15 protein-coding genes and 1 tRNA gene are annotated in these 16,810 nt (G+C 52.2%); 8 read left to right on the top strand and 8 right to left on the bottom strand.

The features are described from left to right. Positions 1-3 precede the first annotated feature (3 nt). Positions 4-867, bottom strand: a complete 864-nt coding sequence (locus IM284_RS08120; RefSeq protein ID WP_047367567.1) for a glycerophosphodiester phosphodiesterase family protein — start codon at positions 865-867, stop codon at positions 4-6. Positions 868-1,025: 158 nt separating this feature from the next. On the opposite strand from IM284_RS08120, the gene dinB reads away from it, so the two are divergent. After that, positions 1,026-2,084, top strand: a complete 1,059-nt coding sequence (gene dinB / locus IM284_RS08115; RefSeq protein ID WP_041911133.1) for a DNA polymerase IV — start codon at positions 1,026-1,028, stop codon at positions 2,082-2,084. A 55-nt stretch (positions 2,085-2,139) separates the two neighbouring features. Here dinB and pepD read toward each other — a convergent pair whose 3' ends face one another. Continuing rightward, positions 2,140-3,597, bottom strand: coding sequence for a cytosol nonspecific dipeptidase (pepD, locus tag IM284_RS08110; protein WP_047367569.1), 1,458 nt, complete (start codon positions 3,595-3,597; stop codon positions 2,140-2,142). Between the two features lie 260 nt (positions 3,598-3,857). Between pepD and gpt the strand changes: the two genes are divergently transcribed. The 3 genes from gpt (at position 3,858) to crl (ending at position 6,124) form a co-directional block, all read left to right on the top strand. Then, positions 3,858-4,316 carry a xanthine phosphoribosyltransferase gene (gene gpt / locus IM284_RS08105; RefSeq protein WP_003863205.1) on the top strand — a complete coding sequence of 153 codons (459 nt, stop codon included), beginning with the start codon at positions 3,858-3,860 and terminating at the stop codon, positions 4,314-4,316. Between the two features lie 104 nt (positions 4,317-4,420). Further along, positions 4,421-5,665 carry an esterase FrsA gene (frsA, locus tag IM284_RS08100; protein ID WP_028012084.1) on the top strand — a complete coding sequence of 415 codons (1,245 nt, stop codon included), beginning with the start codon at positions 4,421-4,423 and terminating at the stop codon, positions 5,663-5,665. A 57-nt stretch (positions 5,666-5,722) separates the two neighbouring features. Continuing rightward, positions 5,723-6,124: a sigma factor-binding protein Crl gene (gene crl, locus IM284_RS08095; RefSeq protein WP_008500249.1), complete on the top strand. Its 402-nt coding sequence runs from the start codon at positions 5,723-5,725 to the stop codon at positions 6,122-6,124. A 111-nt stretch (positions 6,125-6,235) separates the two neighbouring features. Here crl and phoE read toward each other — a convergent pair whose 3' ends face one another. Continuing rightward, a complete protein-coding gene (gene phoE / locus IM284_RS08090) occupies positions 6,236-7,288 on the bottom strand; it encodes a phosphoporin PhoE (RefSeq protein ID WP_028012086.1) in 1,053 nt (350 codons plus the stop codon). A gap of 305 nt (positions 7,289-7,593) precedes the next feature. Here phoE and proB point away from each other — a divergent pair, with 305 nt between their 5' ends. From proB to IM284_RS08070, 4 genes are all read left to right on the top strand, one after another. Further along, complete coding sequence (gene proB / locus IM284_RS08085) at positions 7,594-8,697, top strand: glutamate 5-kinase (RefSeq protein WP_014882684.1); 1,104 nt, start codon at positions 7,594-7,596, stop codon at positions 8,695-8,697. Between the two features lie 11 nt (positions 8,698-8,708). Further along, positions 8,709-9,962 (top strand): glutamate-5-semialdehyde dehydrogenase, encoded by a 1,254-nt coding sequence (gene proA, locus IM284_RS08080; RefSeq protein WP_047367570.1) that lies wholly within the window; start codon positions 8,709-8,711, stop codon positions 9,960-9,962. A 111-nt stretch (positions 9,963-10,073) separates the two neighbouring features. Beyond that, positions 10,074-10,146: transfer RNA gene (locus tag IM284_RS08075), tRNA-Thr, on the top strand. A 622-nt stretch (positions 10,147-10,768) separates the two neighbouring features. Next, positions 10,769-11,083, top strand: coding sequence for a hypothetical protein (locus IM284_RS08070; RefSeq protein WP_015673660.1), 315 nt, complete (start codon positions 10,769-10,771; stop codon positions 11,081-11,083). On the opposite strand, the gene IM284_RS08065 is transcribed toward IM284_RS08070, so the two are convergent. The 5 genes from IM284_RS08065 to IM284_RS08045 all read right to left on the bottom strand — a co-directional run bounded on the left by IM284_RS08065 (position 11,080) and on the right by IM284_RS08045 (position 16,809). Continuing rightward, positions 11,080-11,886 carry a DUF4225 domain-containing protein gene (locus IM284_RS08065; RefSeq protein ID WP_047367575.1) on the bottom strand — a complete coding sequence of 269 codons (807 nt, stop codon included), beginning with the start codon at positions 11,884-11,886 and terminating at the stop codon, positions 11,080-11,082. The two genes, IM284_RS08070 and IM284_RS08065, sit on opposite strands and share 4 nt — an antisense overlap. A gap of 739 nt (positions 11,887-12,625) precedes the next feature. Next, the gene (locus IM284_RS08060) at positions 12,626-13,480 is read right to left on the bottom strand and encodes a GIY-YIG nuclease family protein (protein ID WP_047367576.1); all 855 of its coding nucleotides are present in this window, start codon (positions 13,478-13,480) and stop codon (positions 12,626-12,628) included. Positions 13,481-13,617: 137 nt separating this feature from the next. Further along, positions 13,618-14,364, bottom strand: coding sequence for a cyclopropane-fatty-acyl-phospholipid synthase family protein (locus IM284_RS08055; RefSeq protein WP_047367577.1), 747 nt, complete (start codon positions 14,362-14,364; stop codon positions 13,618-13,620). 10 nt (positions 14,365-14,374) lie between these two features. After that, complete coding sequence (locus IM284_RS08050; protein WP_028012097.1) at positions 14,375-14,632, bottom strand: YjhX family toxin; 258 nt, start codon at positions 14,630-14,632, stop codon at positions 14,375-14,377. 239 nt (positions 14,633-14,871) lie between these two features. Further along, a complete protein-coding gene (locus IM284_RS08045) occupies positions 14,872-16,809 on the bottom strand; it encodes a bifunctional diguanylate cyclase/phosphodiesterase (protein ID WP_047367578.1) in 1,938 nt (645 codons plus the stop codon). Position 16,810 lies beyond the last annotated feature (1 nt).

The following is a 16,810-nucleotide window of genomic DNA, read 5'->3' as shown; positions in this document are numbered from 1 at the left end:
CATTTATTTTGCCCAGCTTTTGGCTTTGGCTGGTGAGTCTACAAGAACCCCTTCGGCACCCAGTGTTTTCGCCTTCTGGTAATCCTCTTCAGAGTTCACGCCGATAAAAATAAGATGGGCATTGCCCTGAGAGCGGAAGCAGTCAACGGCCTCTTTGTCCCACGTTAATGTTGCAGGAGAGACACCTTCGCCTAAGGTGAATTTCTCGACCACTTCTACTTTTCGGTTTAACTCAAGCCCATACCAGTAATCGTCCATTTTTTGTGAAGGAGGCAGACATTCATGGCTCAACGAAATCGTGGCCAGACGCGTGCGGGTTTCGCTGCGCGTGACAAAGCGGGGGATTTCGACAGGCAATGCTTCCATATAGCGATCTTCGGTTGAATAAACGCGAACACGATTCAGGCTGTTGGTCTCTTTCAATACGTTAAGCAGCGCGTTGCCCATGGTCGCCGGATCGGCATCCGGCGATTTGATGTCAATGAACAAACGCGTATTTGGCCAGGCGCTCAGCACCGACTTCAGCCTCGGTATCGGGGAATTAAGCAGGTTTTCCGGCAGGCCCTTATCTTTCCACTTCACGCTGGCATCCGCCTTTGCCAGTTCTTCAGCGGTATACTGTGACACCTTTCCCTGCAAATTGGTTAACGCTTTCAGATCGGCAGGTCGATAGAGAACCGGTACGCCATCCCGACTTAACTGCACGGTTATCCAGACGATATCTGCTTTGTTTTCGAGGGCGAGCTCAATGGCTGGCAGGGTATTTTCAGGTGCATCCGCAGTCCCGCCCCGGTGGGCAACGATCGCAGGGCTAGCAGATGCAGCACTCGCCAGAAACAGTAACGAAATCGGGAGAATTTTCTTCATGAATAATTACGCTCCATTGATTTTCTAAATGTATGTATATAAAGGTTTTATTACGAATGTTTGTAACACGTTTATATGACAATCGTGAGTAAGGAAAATAGCTGACGCATTTTTTGCCTTTTGTTATACTGTATATAAATACATGTGTGGTATGACCGATGCGCAAAATAATCCATGTCGATATGGACTGCTTTTTTGCCGCAGTGGAGATGCGTGACAACCCGGCGCTGCGGGATATTCCCATCGCCATTGGCGGCAGCCGCGTTCAGCGCGGTGTGATCAGCACCGCCAACTATCCTGCACGCAAATTTGGCGTGCGCAGCGCCATGCCGACGGCGATGGCGCTGAAACTGTGTCCGCACCTTACTCTTTTGCCAGGGCGCTTTGACGCCTATAAAGAAGCCTCAAACCATATACGCGAAATCTTCTCCCGCTACACCTCACTGATTGAACCGCTTTCGCTGGACGAAGCCTATCTGGACGTCACCGACAGCCTGCACTGTCACGGCTCCGCTACCCTGATGGCGCAGGAGATCCGCCAGACCATTTTCAACGAGCTGAATCTCACCGCGTCGGCAGGTGTCGCGCCGGTAAAATTTCTCGCCAAAATTGCTTCCGATTTAAATAAACCCAACGGCCAGTACGTCATCACCCCTGAAGAGGTCCCGGCGTTTTTAAAAACGCTGCCGCTTGGCAAAATCCCCGGCGTAGGCAAAGTCTCCGCCGCGAAGCTGGAAAGTATGGGGTTACGCACCTGCGAAGACGTGCAGCGAAGCGACCTGGCTATGCTGCTCAAGCGCTTTGGGAAGTTTGGCCGCGTGCTGTGGGAGCGCAGTCAGGGCATTGACGACCGCGATGTAAACAACGAACGGCTTCGTAAATCGGTCGGGGTTGAGCGCACGCTGAGCGAAGACATCCATGACTGGTCGGAATGCGAAACCATTATTACGGAACAGCTCTATCCAGAGCTGGAGCGACGCCTGATCAAAGTAAAGCCTGATTTACTGATTGCCCGACAGGGCATCAAGCTGAAATTTAACGACTTTCAGCAGACGACGCAGGAGCACGTCTGGCCGCGCCTGAACAAAGAAGATCTTATCGCAACGGCGAAAAAGGCGTGGGAAGAACGACGAGGCGGACGAGGGGTGAGGCTGGTGGGACTGCACGTCACGCTGCTGGATCCGCAGCTGGAGCGTCAGCTGGTTTTGGGATTGTAGATTGCACTCATCGTAGGCCCGGCAAGCGTAGCGCCGCCGGGCAACAGACGACAAATTACTTCGCAGGGATCGCCTTCAGCAGTTCCGTCAACAGCGTCCAGTAATGACCGACGCTTTCAATATGAACCTGCTCATCTGGCGAGTGTGGACCGGTAATGGTTGGCCCGATGGAAACCATGTCCATGTCCGGATACGGCTTCTTAAACAGACCACATTCCAGACCCGCGTGGATCACCTGGATGTTCGGGGTGCTGTTGAACAGACGCTGATAAGTTTCACGCACCAGCGCCATCACCGGAGAGCTTGCATCCGGCTGCCAGCCAGGGTAGCTGCCTTTGGCGGAGGTTTTCGCGCCCGCCAGCGCACCCAGAGATTCCAGCATGCTTACTACATACTCTTTACCGCTGTCGATCAGGGAGCGAATCAGGCAGATAATTTCCGCGCTGTCGTCGTTCATGGTCACCACGCCCACGTTCAGAGAGGTTTCCACCACGCCTTTCGCCACGTCAGAGTTGCGAATCACGCCGTTTGGCGTCGCGTTCAGCAGCTGAACGAAGCTGTCGCGAGACTGCGCGGTCAGGGCGGCTTTATCCGTAGACACGGATTCCAGCACCACGGTCAGGTTCTTCTCTTTCGCCGACAGTTCGTTTTTCAGGATATCCAGGTAGACGCTGGAGAGTTTTTTCAGCTCGTCCGCTTTCGCCGCTGGCACCGCCACGGTGGCAAAGGCTTCGCGTGGGATCGCGTTGCGCAGGGTGCCGCCGTTGAAGTCCACCAGACGCAGGTCCAGCTCGGCCGCGTGGCCCGCCAGGAAGCGTGCCAGCAGTTTGTTGGCGTTACCCAGGCCCAGGTGAATATCACCGCCGGAGTGACCGCCTTTCAGCCCTTTCAGCGTCAGCTTGAAGGTCTGGAAGCCCGCAGGAATCGCTTCGCGTGACAGCGGCAGGGTGGAGATGAAATCAATCCCGCCCGCGCAGCCCATGTAGATCTCACCTTCTTCTTCGGAGTCGGTGTTGATCAGGATATCTGCCTGCAGCCAGTTCGCCTGCAGACCGAACGCGCCGTCCATGCCCGCTTCTTCGGTCATGGTCAGCAGCACTTCCAGCGGACCGTGTTCAACGCTGTCGTCAGCCAGCACCGCCAGCGCAGAGGCCATACCGATGCCGTTGTCCGCGCCCAGGGTGGTGCCGCGCGCTTTTACCCAGTCGCCATCGATGTACGGCTGGATTGGGTCTTTAGTGAAGTCGTGAACGGTGTCGTTGTTTTTCTGTGGCACCATGTCCAGGTGCGCCTGCAGTACAACCGGTTTACGGTTTTCCATGCCTGCGGTAGCCGGTTTGCGGATCAGAATGTTGCCAACCTGGTCGCGCTCTGCGTGCAGACCTTTTTCCTTCGCCCAACCCATAATATGTTCGGCAAGCTGTTCTTCATGGTAGGAAGGGTGTGGAATGGAGCAAATTTTGGCAAAAATATCCCACAGCGGCTGCGGAGATAATTGAGACAGTTCAGACACGATAAGTCTCCTTGTCGAGGCGCTGCAAACAGGGTTGCAGGCCACAGGGTTAGCAGGTTAATAGTTACCACAAGACAGGCTTGCGAGATGCAACTGAGAATACCACTTTCTCTGCTGGCTGGTAGCATAAAGCATGTAAAAACTCAGGCAGGGAGCGCTAAACACTGGTTTTTAGTGCGCCAGATCTCTATAATCTCGCGCAACCTATTTCCCCCTCGAACACTTTTTAAGCCGTATAAAAACAGGCTGGGACACTTCACATGAGCGAAAAATACGTCGTCACCTGGGACATGTTGCAGATTCACGCACGCAAACTGGCTGCGCGTCTGATGCCTTCCGAACAGTGGAAAGGCATTATTGCCGTCAGCCGTGGCGGTCTGGTACCGGGGGCGCTGCTGGCACGTGAGCTGGGTATTCGTCATGTCGATACCGTCTGCATCTCCAGCTATGACCATGATAACCAGCGTGAGCTGAAAGTGCTGAAACGCGCTGAAGGCGACGGTGAAGGCTTCATCGTTATCGACGATCTGGTGGACACCGGCGGTACCGCGGTCGCTATTCGCGAAATGTATCCAAAAGCGCACTTCGTGACGATCTTCGCTAAGCCAGCGGGCCGCCCACTGGTTGACGATTACGTCATTGATATCCCCCAGGATACCTGGATTGAACAGCCGTGGGATATGGGCGTGGTCTTCGTGCCGCCTATCTCAGGCCGTTAATTTCAGTACGTAACTTTACACGCCCGGCTATGCCGGGCGTTGTTCTTTTTGGCCTGCCACGCGTTACAATGGGTACTATATGACGTATCCATGGAGGCAACGCAATGACGCAGGCGAATCTCACCGAGACTCTCTTCAAACCCCGTTTCAAACACCCTGAAACGTCGACGCTGGTCCGTCGGTTTAATCCGGGAACCATGCCTGCCGTCCAGTCTGCGTTAGACGGTAAAAACGTGCCCCACTGGTATCGCATGATTAACCGCCTGATGTGGATCTGGCGCGGTATCGATCCCCGTGAAATCCTCGACGTGCAGGCGCGTATCGTAATGAGCGAGTCGGAGCGTACCGACAGCGAGCTCTACGACACGGTGGTCGGCTACCGGGGCGGGAACTGGATCTACGAATGGTCTAAACAGGCGATGCTCTGGCAGCAAAAAGCCAGCCAGGAAGAGGATGCCACGCGAAGCGGCAAGCACTGGCTGCATGCGGCCAACCTCTACGCCATCGCCGCCTATCCGCATTTGAAAGGGGATGAGCTGGCCGAGCAGGCTCAGGCGCTGGCGAATCGTGCCTATGAGGAAGCTGCTCAACGTCTGCCGGGTCAGATGCGCGAGCTTGAGTTCGCCGTTCCGGGCGGTGCGCCCGTCACCGGGTTCCTCCACATGCCTGAAGGCGACGGCCCGTTCCCGACCGTGCTAATGTGCGGCGGGCTGGATTCCCTGCAAATCGACTATTACAGCCTGTATGAGCGCTACTTCGCACCAAAAGGGATCGCGATGCTGACGCTCGATATGCCTTCTATTGGATTCTCATCAAAGTGGAAGTTAACGCAGGATTCGAGCCTGCTGCACCAGCATGCGCTTAAAGCGCTGGAAAATGTTCCGTGGGTTGACCACACCCGCGTCGCGGCGTTCGGCTTCCGTTTTGGTGCCAACGTTGCGGTGCGTCTGGCTTACCTTGAATCTTCACGTCTGAAGGCCGTCGCCTGCCTGGGCCCGGTGGTTCACGCCCTGCTCAGCGATCCTGCCCGTCAGGGCAGCGTGCCGGAGATGTATCTGGACGTCCTTGCCAGTCGACTTGGCATGCATGATGCCTCAGACGAAGCGCTGCGCGTCGAACTCAATCGCTACTCGTTAAAAACGCAAGGGTTGCTGGGACGCCGCTGCCCGACGCCGATGCTGTCCGGTTTCTGGAAAAACGATCCGTTCAGCCCGGAGGAAGAGTCACGCTTAATCACTTCGTCATCTGCGGATGGCAAATTGCTTGAGGTGCCGTTCAGCCCGGTGTATCAGAATTTTGACAAAGCCTTGAAAGAGATCACGCGCTGGATCGCCCAGAGAGTGTGTTAATAGATTGCTAAATTTCGCTGGTTTGGTAAAACAGTGGCTTCACAAAAGGAGATCGCAATGACGTTACCGAGTGGACACCCGAAAAGTAGGCTGATTAAGAAATTTATGGCTCTCGGCCCGTATATTCGAGAAGAGCAGTGTGAAGAGAATCGCTTTTTTTTCGACTGCCTGGCTGTATGCGTCAACGTGAAGCCTGCACCCGAAAAACGTGAATTCTGGGGCTGGTGGATGGAAATGGAAGCAGAGGAGAAACGTTTTACGTATAGCTATCAGTTTGGCCTGTTTAACAAAGACGGTAACTGGCAGGCCACGACCATCAAAGATCAGGAAGTGATCGATCGCCTGGAATACACCCTGAAAGAGTTCCACGACAAAGCGAGCGCGCTGCTGGCCACCCTGGACCTTAAGTTCGAGCCTGCGGATGACTTTTCCAGCGAAGCGGTGAAGCTGACCGCGTAATGGTTTTTCCCTCTTCCTGTGGAAGAGGGCCGGAGTGAGGGCAGCAGACCGCATTTACCCTGGGCAAAAAAATCCCGGCTTGTATGCCGGGATTTTCTTATTTGGATAATCTTAGAACTGATACGTCACACCCAGCGCAACGATATCATCGCTGCTCACGCCCAGCTTATTATCGTCGTCAATCTGGTTGATTTTATAATCAACAAACGCGGACATGTTTTTGTTGAAGTAATACGTGGCGCCCACGTCAATATATTTCACGATATCTTCGTCGCCAATGCCTTCGATATCCTTGCCTTTGGACTGTACATAACCCACGGATGGGCGCAGACCAAAGTCAAACTGATATTGTGCAACCACTTCGAAGTTTTGCGCTTTATTTGCAAAACCACCGGAGATAGGGGCCATATTGCGGGTTTCAGAATAAATAGTGGCCAGGTAAATATCGTTCGCGTCGTATTTCAGACCGGTTGCCCAGCCCTCGGCTTTTTTACCTTCACCGCGCGCCTGCAGGTTCTGCGCGTTGGTGCGATCGGAGCTGGCATAAGCACCAATGACGGAGAAATCGCTGCCGCCGAAGTCATAGGCCAGAGACGTACCAAAGCCGTCACCGTTCTGCTTTTTCACGTCGCGGTTTTCGTTTTTGCCCTGGTACTGCAGGGTCATATCAAGACCGTCTACCATGCCAAAGAAGTCGGTATTGCGGTAGGTGGCCAGTCCGGAGGCACGTTTCGTCATGAAGTTGTCGGTCTGTGCCAGGCCGTCACCGCCGAACTCAGGGAACATATCGGTGTATGCCGCGACGTCATAAAGCGCGCCCAGGTTACGGCCGTAATCCAGTGAACCAAAGTCTTTCAGTTTAATACCGGCGAACGCCAGACGTGTTTTCTGCGAGGAGTCGCTTTCAGCTTTGTTACCTGCGAATTCAGCTTCCCAACGGCCGTAGCCCGTCAGCTGATCGTTAATCTGGGTTTCGCCTTTAAAACCGAAACGAACGTAAGTCTGGTCACCATCTTTGGTGTCATCATCACTGATATAGTGCATAGCTTTCACTTTGCCGTACACGTCCAGTTTATTACCGTTTTTATTATAAACTTCTGCTGCGTGAACAGATGCGGAAGCCACCACGCCCATAACCACTAATGCCAGAGTGCTCTTTTTCATTTTCGATCCTGTCTTATAAACGCGCTTTAAAAATTCGCTGGACGATAAGCTGATGCTTAAGTCCCGTGAAAAAACAGGAAGGGTTTTATCGTTCTGGAATGAAACTTTTATGACAAACTAAGAATAATTTTAAAAAACTGTGATTTATTATTACGGTAATAAATTTGTCAAATTCTGCCGCTACGCTTCCTGATCCCGCGCAACAAAGTGCCTGGTGATGCACTAAGGCAGTTGGCAACCGGGCTGACTCCTGTTAAAACGTTCGTTCGACATTACTTTCCCTTATCGTTGAACGGCAGAGAATCATGAGTGACAGCCAGACGCTGGTGGTAAAACTCGGTACCAGTGTGTTAACAGGCGGATCGCGCCGCCTAAATCGCGCCCACATTGTTGAGCTTGTACGCCAGTGCGCTCAGCTGCATGCCGCAGGGCACCGTATTGTGATTGTGACCTCCGGGGCGATTGCCGCCGGGCGTGAACACCTGGGTTATCCCGAACTCCCCGCGACGATCGCCTCTAAACAGCTGCTGGCCGCCGTGGGACAAAGCCGACTCATTCAACTCTGGGAACAGCTGTTCTCTATCTACGGTATTCACGTCGGGCAGATGCTGCTGACGCGTGCGGATATGGAAGACCGGGAGCGTTTCCTGAACGCCCGCGATACCCTGCGCGCGCTGCTGGACAACAATATTGTTCCCGTTATCAACGAAAACGATGCCGTTGCCACCGCTGAAATAAAAGTGGGCGATAACGATAACCTCTCTGCGCTGGCTGCCATCCTGGCCGGTGCCGATAAACTCCTGCTTCTGACCGATCAGCAGGGGCTGTTCACCGCCGACCCGCGCTCCAACCCGGAAGCCGAGCTGATAACCGATGTTCATGGTATCGACGATGCCCTGCGCGCCATCGCCGGTGACAGCGTGTCCGGCCTCGGAACGGGCGGGATGGGGACCAAGCTGCAGGCCGCCGACGTGGCGTGCCGCGCCGGTATCGACACCATCATTGCCGCGGGCAGCCGCCCTGGCGTGATTGGCGACGTGATGGAAGGCATTTCCGTTGGCACCCGCTTCCACGCCCAGGAATCCCCGCTGGAGAACCGCAAGCGCTGGATCTTTGGCGCGCCGCCTGCCGGTGAACTCACCGTTGATGAAGGGGCAACCGCGGCGATTCTGGAACGAGGGAGTTCATTGCTTCCTAAAGGAATTAAAAGCGTGACAGGCAACTTCTCCCGTGGTGAAGTGATCCGCATCCGTAACCTGGAAGGTCGCGACATCGCGCATGGCGTAAGCCGCTATAACAGCGATGCCCTGCGCCGCATTGCGGGCCACCACTCGCAGCAGATCGACGCTATTCTGGGCTATGAATATGGCCCGGTTGCCGTGCATCGCGATGACATGATTATTCGTTAAGGAGCCAGAACATGCTGGAACAAATGGGCGCAGCCGCGAAGGCCGCCTCTTACAAACTGGCGCTCCTTTCCAGCCGCGAGAAAAACCGCGTGCTGGAAAAAATCGCTGATTATCTGGAAGCTCAGTCTCAGGACATTTTGCTTGCCAACGAGCAGGATCTGCTGGAAGCGCGTCGAAACGGCCTGAGCGAAGCGATGCTCGACCGCCTGGCGCTGAACCCGGCGCGTCTTAAAAGTATCGCCGACGATGTTCGTCAGGTTTGTAATCTGGCCGACCCGGTAGGGCAGGTGATTGACGGTGGGCTGCTCGACAGCGGTTTGCGTCTGGAGCGTCGCCGCGTGCCGCTCGGCGTCATCGGCGTGATTTATGAAGCCCGTCCAAACGTGACGGTTGACGTCGCTTCCCTGTGCCTGAAAACCGGTAACGCCGCCATTCTGCGCGGCGGGAAAGAGACCTGGCGCACCAACGCCGCGACGGTGAAAGTCATCCAGCAGGCGCTGGAAGAGTGTGGCTTGCCGGCGGGTGCCGTGCAGGCGATTGAGAGCCCTGACCGCGCGCTGGTCAACGAGATGCTGCGCATGGACAAATACATCGACATGCTGATCCCACGCGGTGGCGCGGGCCTGCACAAGCTGTGCCGCGAGCAGTCGACCATTCCGGTCATCACGGGCGGCATCGGCGTATGCCATATCGTGGTGGACGACAGCGCCGAAATTGAGCCAGCGCTGAAGATTATCGTCAACGCCAAAACCCAGCGCCCAAGCACCTGTAACACCGTGGAAACGCTGTTGGTGCACCAGGGGATTGCGAGCGCCTTCTTGCCTGCTCTGAGCAAACAGATGGCGGAGAGCGGGGTGACGCTGCACGCTGATCCCAATGCCCTCGCGCTGCTCCAGGGTGGCCCGGCTAGCGTGGTTCCCGTAAAAGCGGAGCAGTACGACGACGAGTTCCTGTCGCTGGATCTGAACGTAAAGGTGGTTGCGGATCTCGACGACGCTATTGCGCACATTCGTGAACACGGCACGCAGCATTCTGACGCGATCCTGACGCGTACGCTGCGCAATGCCGATCGCTTTGTGAATGAAGTGGATTCCTCTGCGGTATATGTGAACGCTTCCACCCGTTTCACGGACGGCGGCCAGTTCGGACTTGGCGCAGAAGTGGCGGTCAGCACGCAGAAACTGCACGCGCGCGGTCCGATGGGCCTTGAAGCGCTGACCACCTATAAGTGGATCGGCTTCGGTGACGATACGATTCGTGCGTAAATAGTCACGGGTGATGCAAAAATAGCCGTTTGATTCAAAAGGGCATTGACGCATCACCCGGTTAGATCTAACCTTTTGCCCCGTGGTTACACTCGTAACCGGCCTCTCAGGGCCGATATAGCTCAGTTGGTAGAGCAGCGCATTCGTAATGCGAAGGTCGTAGGTTCGACTCCTATTATCGGCACTCACACAACAAAATCCTTTAAAAACAATAACTTAAGGCTATTATCGCTCTCAAGATACAATCTTTTTTTAAGGGATTCTATGACCAACAGTTGCCGCTATGGTTAACAGTGGCTACTCAGGGATGTTAGCACGTAGCGGCCTGTAGTTGTAAAGCTCGAACAGGTACAAAGCGTGAACAGTCCCCACGAACCGCTATCAACTCGAAGCTGATGACGCTGCCAACGTCTCTAAATCCTCCCGAAACAGATTGAACACACGTATTTAAGCCCGATGTGCGGCCTTGTGGCTGCGTAAACAGGTGAATAGTGGTAATGCTCCGGTAGCTACAGATCCGGCTCTGCCAGCGCTTCGCTCACGCTCCGAAAGGTACATGAGCACCCTGATAAGGTGTGATCCCTCTGACAATCTGATTTGGTCACTGGTGACTTTCGCAAAGCGAAACCAACCAGGTTGGCCAGATGAAGTCGCTACGCTCCGCTTGTCTTCTTACCACTAACGGGGCTTTATGGCTTCTATTGTCTGAAATCTGCTACATTGCACAAACATCATATGGATTACTGTAAAGTTCATCATTATGATTATGTGTGCCATTGCCAGTTAAGAAATGCGGAGAGGACAATATGGATGTTACTGATGAGGCTTTGTTGAGTTCTGGCTTTACACCATCGGATTTGAAGAAGATAAAGAACAACGTTGAAAGCTATGGTGGAACGTTGGGGAATGCAATCAGGGACCTGGCCAGGCGATTTATTCTAGCCGTGTGGGTTGTATCCGGTTGCCTTGCTGTATTCATTTTTCTTGTGATGTTCGCATCTGAGCAGAGTGTTTTCTCTGGTGCTATTGGCCTTTCTTGTGGCGCAGCGGTTGCAATTTTTATACAACCGCCTGTACTTGCTTATAAATCTTGGCGATTCTGTAGAGCGAACAAATCTTAATTAGTACTGTTATCAGTAGCCAGAAGATCAAAAATGACTTTCGCTTTGACACCATATCCAGCGATTTTCATCGTTAGCTTAGGCTTGCTCATTGTGTCAACTTTTCGGTAGTAATCACGCGGCAGCCAACGGAATAATCGCCAAGCTCCGGGTTTCCTTGCTAAGCCGAAGATACTATAGACACTCGCCCCTAGAGTCACCGTATTATAAAGAGCTAATCCACTTTTTGGGCTAAACCCCATAAATTGTGCGGTCTCCATTGCGCCATCAGCAAAAATTCCTTCCGATTTGGATTGTTCACCATAGCGAAGATGGCTTGCTTCTTTTGTTATACCGTTAATACCATCAACAAATAAAACGGCTCCTGCAAGAACTCCAACAGGGGTCATAGTGGACATCATAACCATCCCACCAAATAATGCTGCTCCAGATACCACTATATGGATTGCCGAAATAACGTATCCGACGATTTTATTGTTTTCCCTGACAAACTCGACCTTTGCATAAAGTTGGGCGGCTCTGGTTCTTAACAGGCGTTCTTGTTCTTTCAGATTATCTGTTTCGGCACGCAGATTTTTGATGCATGCAATGCATTCTTCATCGGTTTTGGCCCGTCGTGCAGTTTCAAATTCTTTCTCTACGACCTGCCTTATCTCTTCGACAAACTTGATACGTGTTATCCCATCTTGCAAATAGAATGCTGATAGCCGATTTGCAGTTTCGACGAGTTTCCGGGCTTCCAGATTTACCATGGTATCTGACCATGTTCTGTTCCAGCCCCTGTTGAGCAGCGCAATATCCATTAAAGACTCCTTCCCAAAATGTGTCTGGTCATTTTACGTGCAATAAAGTTGAAGATAACAGGAAATACTTTCACAACCCGCCACCGTGGGTGTCCCGTTGTTTTATCCTTCCAGTTTACATTCTCCTGCTGAAAATATCCCCGCCTCTGTTGGACCGCTGCTAGGCCGTCAGCCCAGGCCCTCGGTGAAAAGCGCTTTTCTTCGCCAAATTGGCTTTTTTGGTCAGGTATTGCTTTTCGGCGCGTTGGCGTGAAGCGGGGTATACAACAGCGATTTGATCAACAGAAGGATAGCATTCGGGAGGATTTGAGGTGAGTTTACTTGTTCAAGGATTTTGGATGAGTTTGTCTGGTCACCCCACAACTTCAGGTTTCAGGCCTTTGATCCTGCCAGAGCATTAAACGCCATAAAAGCATATTTTTCTATTCACCAGCAGATACAAAGCCACTACGGCGACGTTACCACAACGGGTAGAAGGTCTACCCTCACCTGGCGAAATTCTCCGGTCCTGGCGGTCATAGATGCGTATCTTTTTCCACACCAGCGCATGCAGTCCCATCAATCCCTCCTACGCTTCACCAGAAGCCCTCAGCGGCGATTTCTAGCACCAGATATAACTGGCGTACCGATAATCCATGACTTCCCACAGCGCGATACAGGATTCACCAGAGGGCATCTGTCTTGATGACAGTACGTCGTCTTGCCCTTGAATAGCAATAAGTGTCGCGGCATAAGCAACTTAATCCTCGTCATCACTCTGTAATACCCTACGCAGGATTCGGCTCGATTCCAGTATCGGCAGATCTTCCATTAATAACGCCGATCGCGATGGCAATTTATTAAACAATCGCTCTGTTTGCGAGGCGAGATAGGCCACCAGAGGATGTGCGTCAGGGTCGCCTGAAATCAACTCCACGTTGTATTGCGTGACCGTGCCTTCACCAAAGACCCCCGAGCAGTAGTTGGTCCCGCCCAAGTATCTGAAGTCTTCAATAAAAAAGCTGAACATGCGCATTATTTTGTGAGCATCGCGTTGGTCAGTACGGTTGTCTGCTATCCGAAACAGTATGGTATTACCTTCAATGTCATATTGATAACGAAGGCGGTGCTGCTTAAATAGCAAGATAAGCAGTAAACGATTTATCCTGCTGAACTGTTCCGTCACCCTGACAACGTTGTTAATCATAGTATTTGACCGCTTTTTCATTTTCGCGTGGCGATGCGCCGCGCTTTTGCCGGGCCGAAGCTGTGGCTTTTCGATTCCCTGAAGGAGCTGAGCATCAATGACCCCATGCTCAATGACGTAATGAATATGCTTAATGGCGGGCTCCAGCGCCTCAATGGAAAACAGCTCGGTATAGCCGTCGCCGGCATCAATGCCCGTTTGATATTTGGCCAAAAGAAAATGCAGCATTTTTTCCAGCTTAAAGACCTCGGACTGCGGTAACGCAATGCGGTAAGAATGGGCATAATCCACATCGCCCCAGACCCGTTTTAGCGACTGAATGCGGTTATAGATATTATTGGCTTTACCCACTTTCATCATCTTTTTGGCCGGGAAAAGCAATAAATAGAGAAAAGAAGGGGTGTCCATAAAGCGCCTGTGAATGCGGTAACAGAAAAAGCAATGATAGAAGTTTTTTCATGCCAGGCGTAGCGCAGCGTTCACAATGCTGAGCGCTTCATGCTTAAGGCCGGTATAGCCCCAAAAGGCTATACCGCCACTCCCTCCTATCGTGCAATTAACGCAAACACGCCCCAGCCAATATATTCCCTTGTGTAAGCCACATGGCGCTTAGGCGCTGCCGTCAGCTCCGCGCGCACCTCCTGAGCAAAATCATCGTCGGGGTTTTGCTCCAGCCAGCGGCGCAGGGTCATCCATTTCGCGGCTTCGTATCTGTCCCAGCCTTCCTGATCTGCCAGCACCATTTCGACCAGGTCATAGCCCTGGCGATCGAAAGACGCGACAAGGTCGGGCAGGGTGAGAAAGTCTGCGGTGGACGAGACGCCGCAAGCCCGAGCCGTCTCCTCCGTTGCGGGAACCTGTCGCCAGTAAGGTTCACCGATGAGCATGATTCCCCCGGGCTTAAGGCTTTGTGCCAGCAGGTCCATCGTCCCGGCAACGCCGCCCGCAATCCACGTGGCGCCAACACAGGCCGCCACGTCGCATTGTTCATCAGCCACGTAGCCTGCCGCGTCGTTATGCACAAAATGGACGCGTTCGCTGACGCCGAGCGCCTCTGCGCGCCGCGTTGCCTGCGCGGTAAAGAGCGGGCTCATGTCGATGCCAATACCAGTAATCCCGTGATCGCGTGCCCAGGTGCAAAGCATCTCTCCCGAACCGCTGCCGAGATCGAGAAGGCGCGCGCCTGGCTTCATGCGTAACACGCGCCCCAGCGTGGCATATTTTTCTGGCGTGAAGGGGTTATGAATGCGGTGTTCGCTTTCGCTAACAGTAAATATGCGTGGGATATCCATCATCCTCTCCTTAACGATTATCAGGCTGGGCACGGACGTTGTTCAGCCCGGTAGTATTGATACGGTAGGGCTGACCGTTAACGGATTTGATCAGCTTTTTGGTTTTGAGCTTTTTGAAGACGGCGAGCGTGCAGTCGCTGAGCAATAGCCCTTCGCGGCTGTAACATTCAACGGCGGTGACGCGGCCGGACGTATCGCGGACGTGCACAATACGGCCACCTTTGGCGAGAACGTGTAAGGTACGCTGTTCCTGACGGGATAAATTCATACTGGAAAACCTGTTTAATCATCATGTGCAAAACGTGCAAACACACAGCGGTGTCCGCATTCGATTTCGGCGCATTGATAATCAGTCCGGCCTGAAAAGGTCGGGGAGCTGATTATCGGATGATTACATTCTCCAGCATCAAAGCCTCGGATTGAGTTGAAAGGTATTTACGGGGTGAATGATAACACCCGGTCATTGTATGTGTATACCCAGGGTTGAAAAGTGTGATCCCGGTAAGATCACACTGTACCGTTTTTTATATTTTTATCGATTTCAGCCTGTGGCTTTCCGAACAGATAGCCCTGCACGAGATCGCAGCCCAGCGCCTGAAGCCGTTCAAGCTGCGCTTCGGTTTCCACACCTTCTGCAATGACCCGCATATTGAGGCTCTTCGCCATGCCGGTTATCAGTTTAACGATATTAAGCGCATCGTCTTGGGTGGATATCGGATTCACAAAGGATTTATCAATTTTAATTTTATCAAAATTGAGTTCACTCAGCCTCGAGAGCGAGGAATAACCCGTTCCGAAATCATCAATGGAAATTTTTACCCCCAGCGATCTGAGCTTTTTGAGAATAGTGAGCGGCGTGTTGCTGTCACTGAAGAGCGAAGACTCCGTAACTTCCAGCTCAAGGCGGCTGGCCGGCAAGCCTGTCTCTTTCAGGATGGACTGAACCATTGCAGTAAATGATTTAGTCCCCAGCTGAACAGGTGAGACGTTTACCGAGATTCTGGCCGGAACCGCCCAGGAAGCTGCCTCCCGGCAGGCAAGTTCAAGCACATTTTTGCCAATCTCATTAATCATCCCTGTTTTTTCAGCAACAGAAATAAAGTAATCAGGCGACAAAATCCCCTTTACCGGGTGTATCCAGCGAATAAGCGCTTCATAGCCGTAAATTTCATTGCTGAATGAATCGACAATAGGCTGGTAATAAACAACGAATTCATGGTTGCTGATCGCGAGAGCCATATCATGCTCAAGGGTTCTGCTTTCCTGCAGCTTCTGCAGCATCCACTGACGGAAGACTTTTATCTGCTGTGAGCCCTCTTTTTTGGCTTCGTAGAGGGCCAGATCGGCAAATTTATAGAGATAATCCGAGCGCCGCTCATTATCAGATAAAACGATACCTACACAGGTGGCAATTTTTATCAGCTGGTTATTGATCGTATAGGGCAGACTGATGTGAGCGCTGATCTCTTTGGCGCGCGAAACCGCCGCGTTCTCGGTCAGGCCGCTGGAGAGAAGTGCAAATTCGTCACCGCCCAGGCGGTAAAACGTATCCGTCGCGTTACTCATTGAGGTAAGCCGTCGGGATACCTGATTCAACAGTAAATCGCCGGCGTCATGGCCATAGGTATCGTTGACCTCTTTGAAACGGTCTAAATCAAATAACATCACCGTGACAGGGGTATGGTTTTTATCTGCCTGAAGGGTAATTTTATTGAGATCGTCCCAGAAGAATAGACGGTTTTTCATGCCGGTAAGGGAGTCATGATACACATCATATTCCAGTTTCGAATTCTGTATTTGCAGCGTTTCTTTTGACCGCTGAAGTTCGTCAGCGAGGGTTTTAACCTGCATGTGGGCTTTAAGAATATTTTTATTCTGATAGATCATTAAGAACCCCAGAATAAAGCTTAATATCACCAGAAGTAACGAAAGTACGGAGTAAATATAATATAGGATCTGTATTTTATGGTTGGATTCATTAATTGTGTTAATATCTTTGGTTAATGCGCTTGAAGACAGTTGACTGAGCGGCGCGTCGAGCAGGTGCATATTTGCCAGGTACTTTTTTAATTCTTCATGGCTCATTTTTTCCAGGTTACTGTCCAGATACGCCAGTATTTCTTTCAGGCGTGCAGCGATCTCTTGATGCGTTTTATCGCTCTCAATATAGCGGCCTAAGTCTCCCCCGTTCAGTAACTCGCCCTGGCTGAGCATAATTTCGAGCCGCATGCGGGCCTGGTCTATCGTAACGTCATCGGTATCGGTTGCGTATAGACCAAGCCATGATTCAAATCGGTAATACTCTGATACCAGTTGAGCCACGGACCAGGACTCAGTGTAGTGAGTCAGTTTTTGCAGCTCTTGCTGACGATCGTAAACAAGAAATGCAATATATCCCGTCGTGATAAAAAGAGAAAAAATGATACCAACCAGTATCCTGTTCATT

The sequence above is a fragment of the Enterobacter cloacae complex sp. P12RS genome, from assembly GCF_014895875.1.
Classification (GTDB): domain Bacteria; phylum Pseudomonadota; class Gammaproteobacteria; order Enterobacterales; family Enterobacteriaceae; genus Enterobacter; species Enterobacter bugandensis.
The sequence above is the reverse complement of the archived record's forward strand: the minus strand, read 5'-3'. Positions and strand labels throughout refer to the sequence as shown.

Excerpts from the sequence above, each read along its gene's own strand:
- IM284_RS08120 (WP_047367567.1), bottom strand. The coding sequence starts at position 867 with ATGAAGAAAATTCTCCCGATTTCGTTACTGTTTCTGGCGAGTGCTGCA.
- dinB (WP_041911133.1), top strand. The coding sequence starts at position 1,026 with ATGCGCAAAATAATCCATGTCGATATGGACTGCTTTTTTGCCGCAGTG.
- gpt (WP_003863205.1), top strand. The coding sequence starts at position 3,858 with ATGAGCGAAAAATACGTCGTCACCTGGGACATGTTGCAGATTCACGCA.
- frsA (WP_028012084.1), top strand. The coding sequence starts at position 4,421 with ATGACGCAGGCGAATCTCACCGAGACTCTCTTCAAACCCCGTTTCAAA.
- crl (WP_008500249.1), top strand. The coding sequence starts at position 5,723 with ATGACGTTACCGAGTGGACACCCGAAAAGTAGGCTGATTAAGAAATTT.
- phoE (WP_028012086.1), bottom strand. The coding sequence starts at position 7,288 with ATGAAAAAGAGCACTCTGGCATTAGTGGTTATGGGCGTGGTGGCTTCC.
- proB (WP_014882684.1), top strand. The coding sequence starts at position 7,594 with ATGAGTGACAGCCAGACGCTGGTGGTAAAACTCGGTACCAGTGTGTTA.
- proA (WP_047367570.1), top strand. The coding sequence starts at position 8,709 with ATGCTGGAACAAATGGGCGCAGCCGCGAAGGCCGCCTCTTACAAACTG.
- IM284_RS08070 (WP_015673660.1), top strand. The coding sequence starts at position 10,769 with ATGGATGTTACTGATGAGGCTTTGTTGAGTTCTGGCTTTACACCATCG.
- IM284_RS08065 (WP_047367575.1), bottom strand. The coding sequence starts at position 11,886 with ATGGATATTGCGCTGCTCAACAGGGGCTGGAACAGAACATGGTCAGAT.
- IM284_RS08060 (WP_047367576.1), bottom strand. The coding sequence starts at position 13,480 with ATGGACACCCCTTCTTTTCTCTATTTATTGCTTTTCCCGGCCAAAAAG.
- IM284_RS08055 (WP_047367577.1), bottom strand. The coding sequence starts at position 14,364 with ATGGATATCCCACGCATATTTACTGTTAGCGAAAGCGAACACCGCATT.
- IM284_RS08050 (WP_028012097.1), bottom strand. The coding sequence starts at position 14,632 with ATGAATTTATCCCGTCAGGAACAGCGTACCTTACACGTTCTCGCCAAA.
- IM284_RS08045 (WP_047367578.1), bottom strand. The coding sequence starts at position 16,809 with ATGAACAGGATACTGGTTGGTATCATTTTTTCTCTTTTTATCACGACG.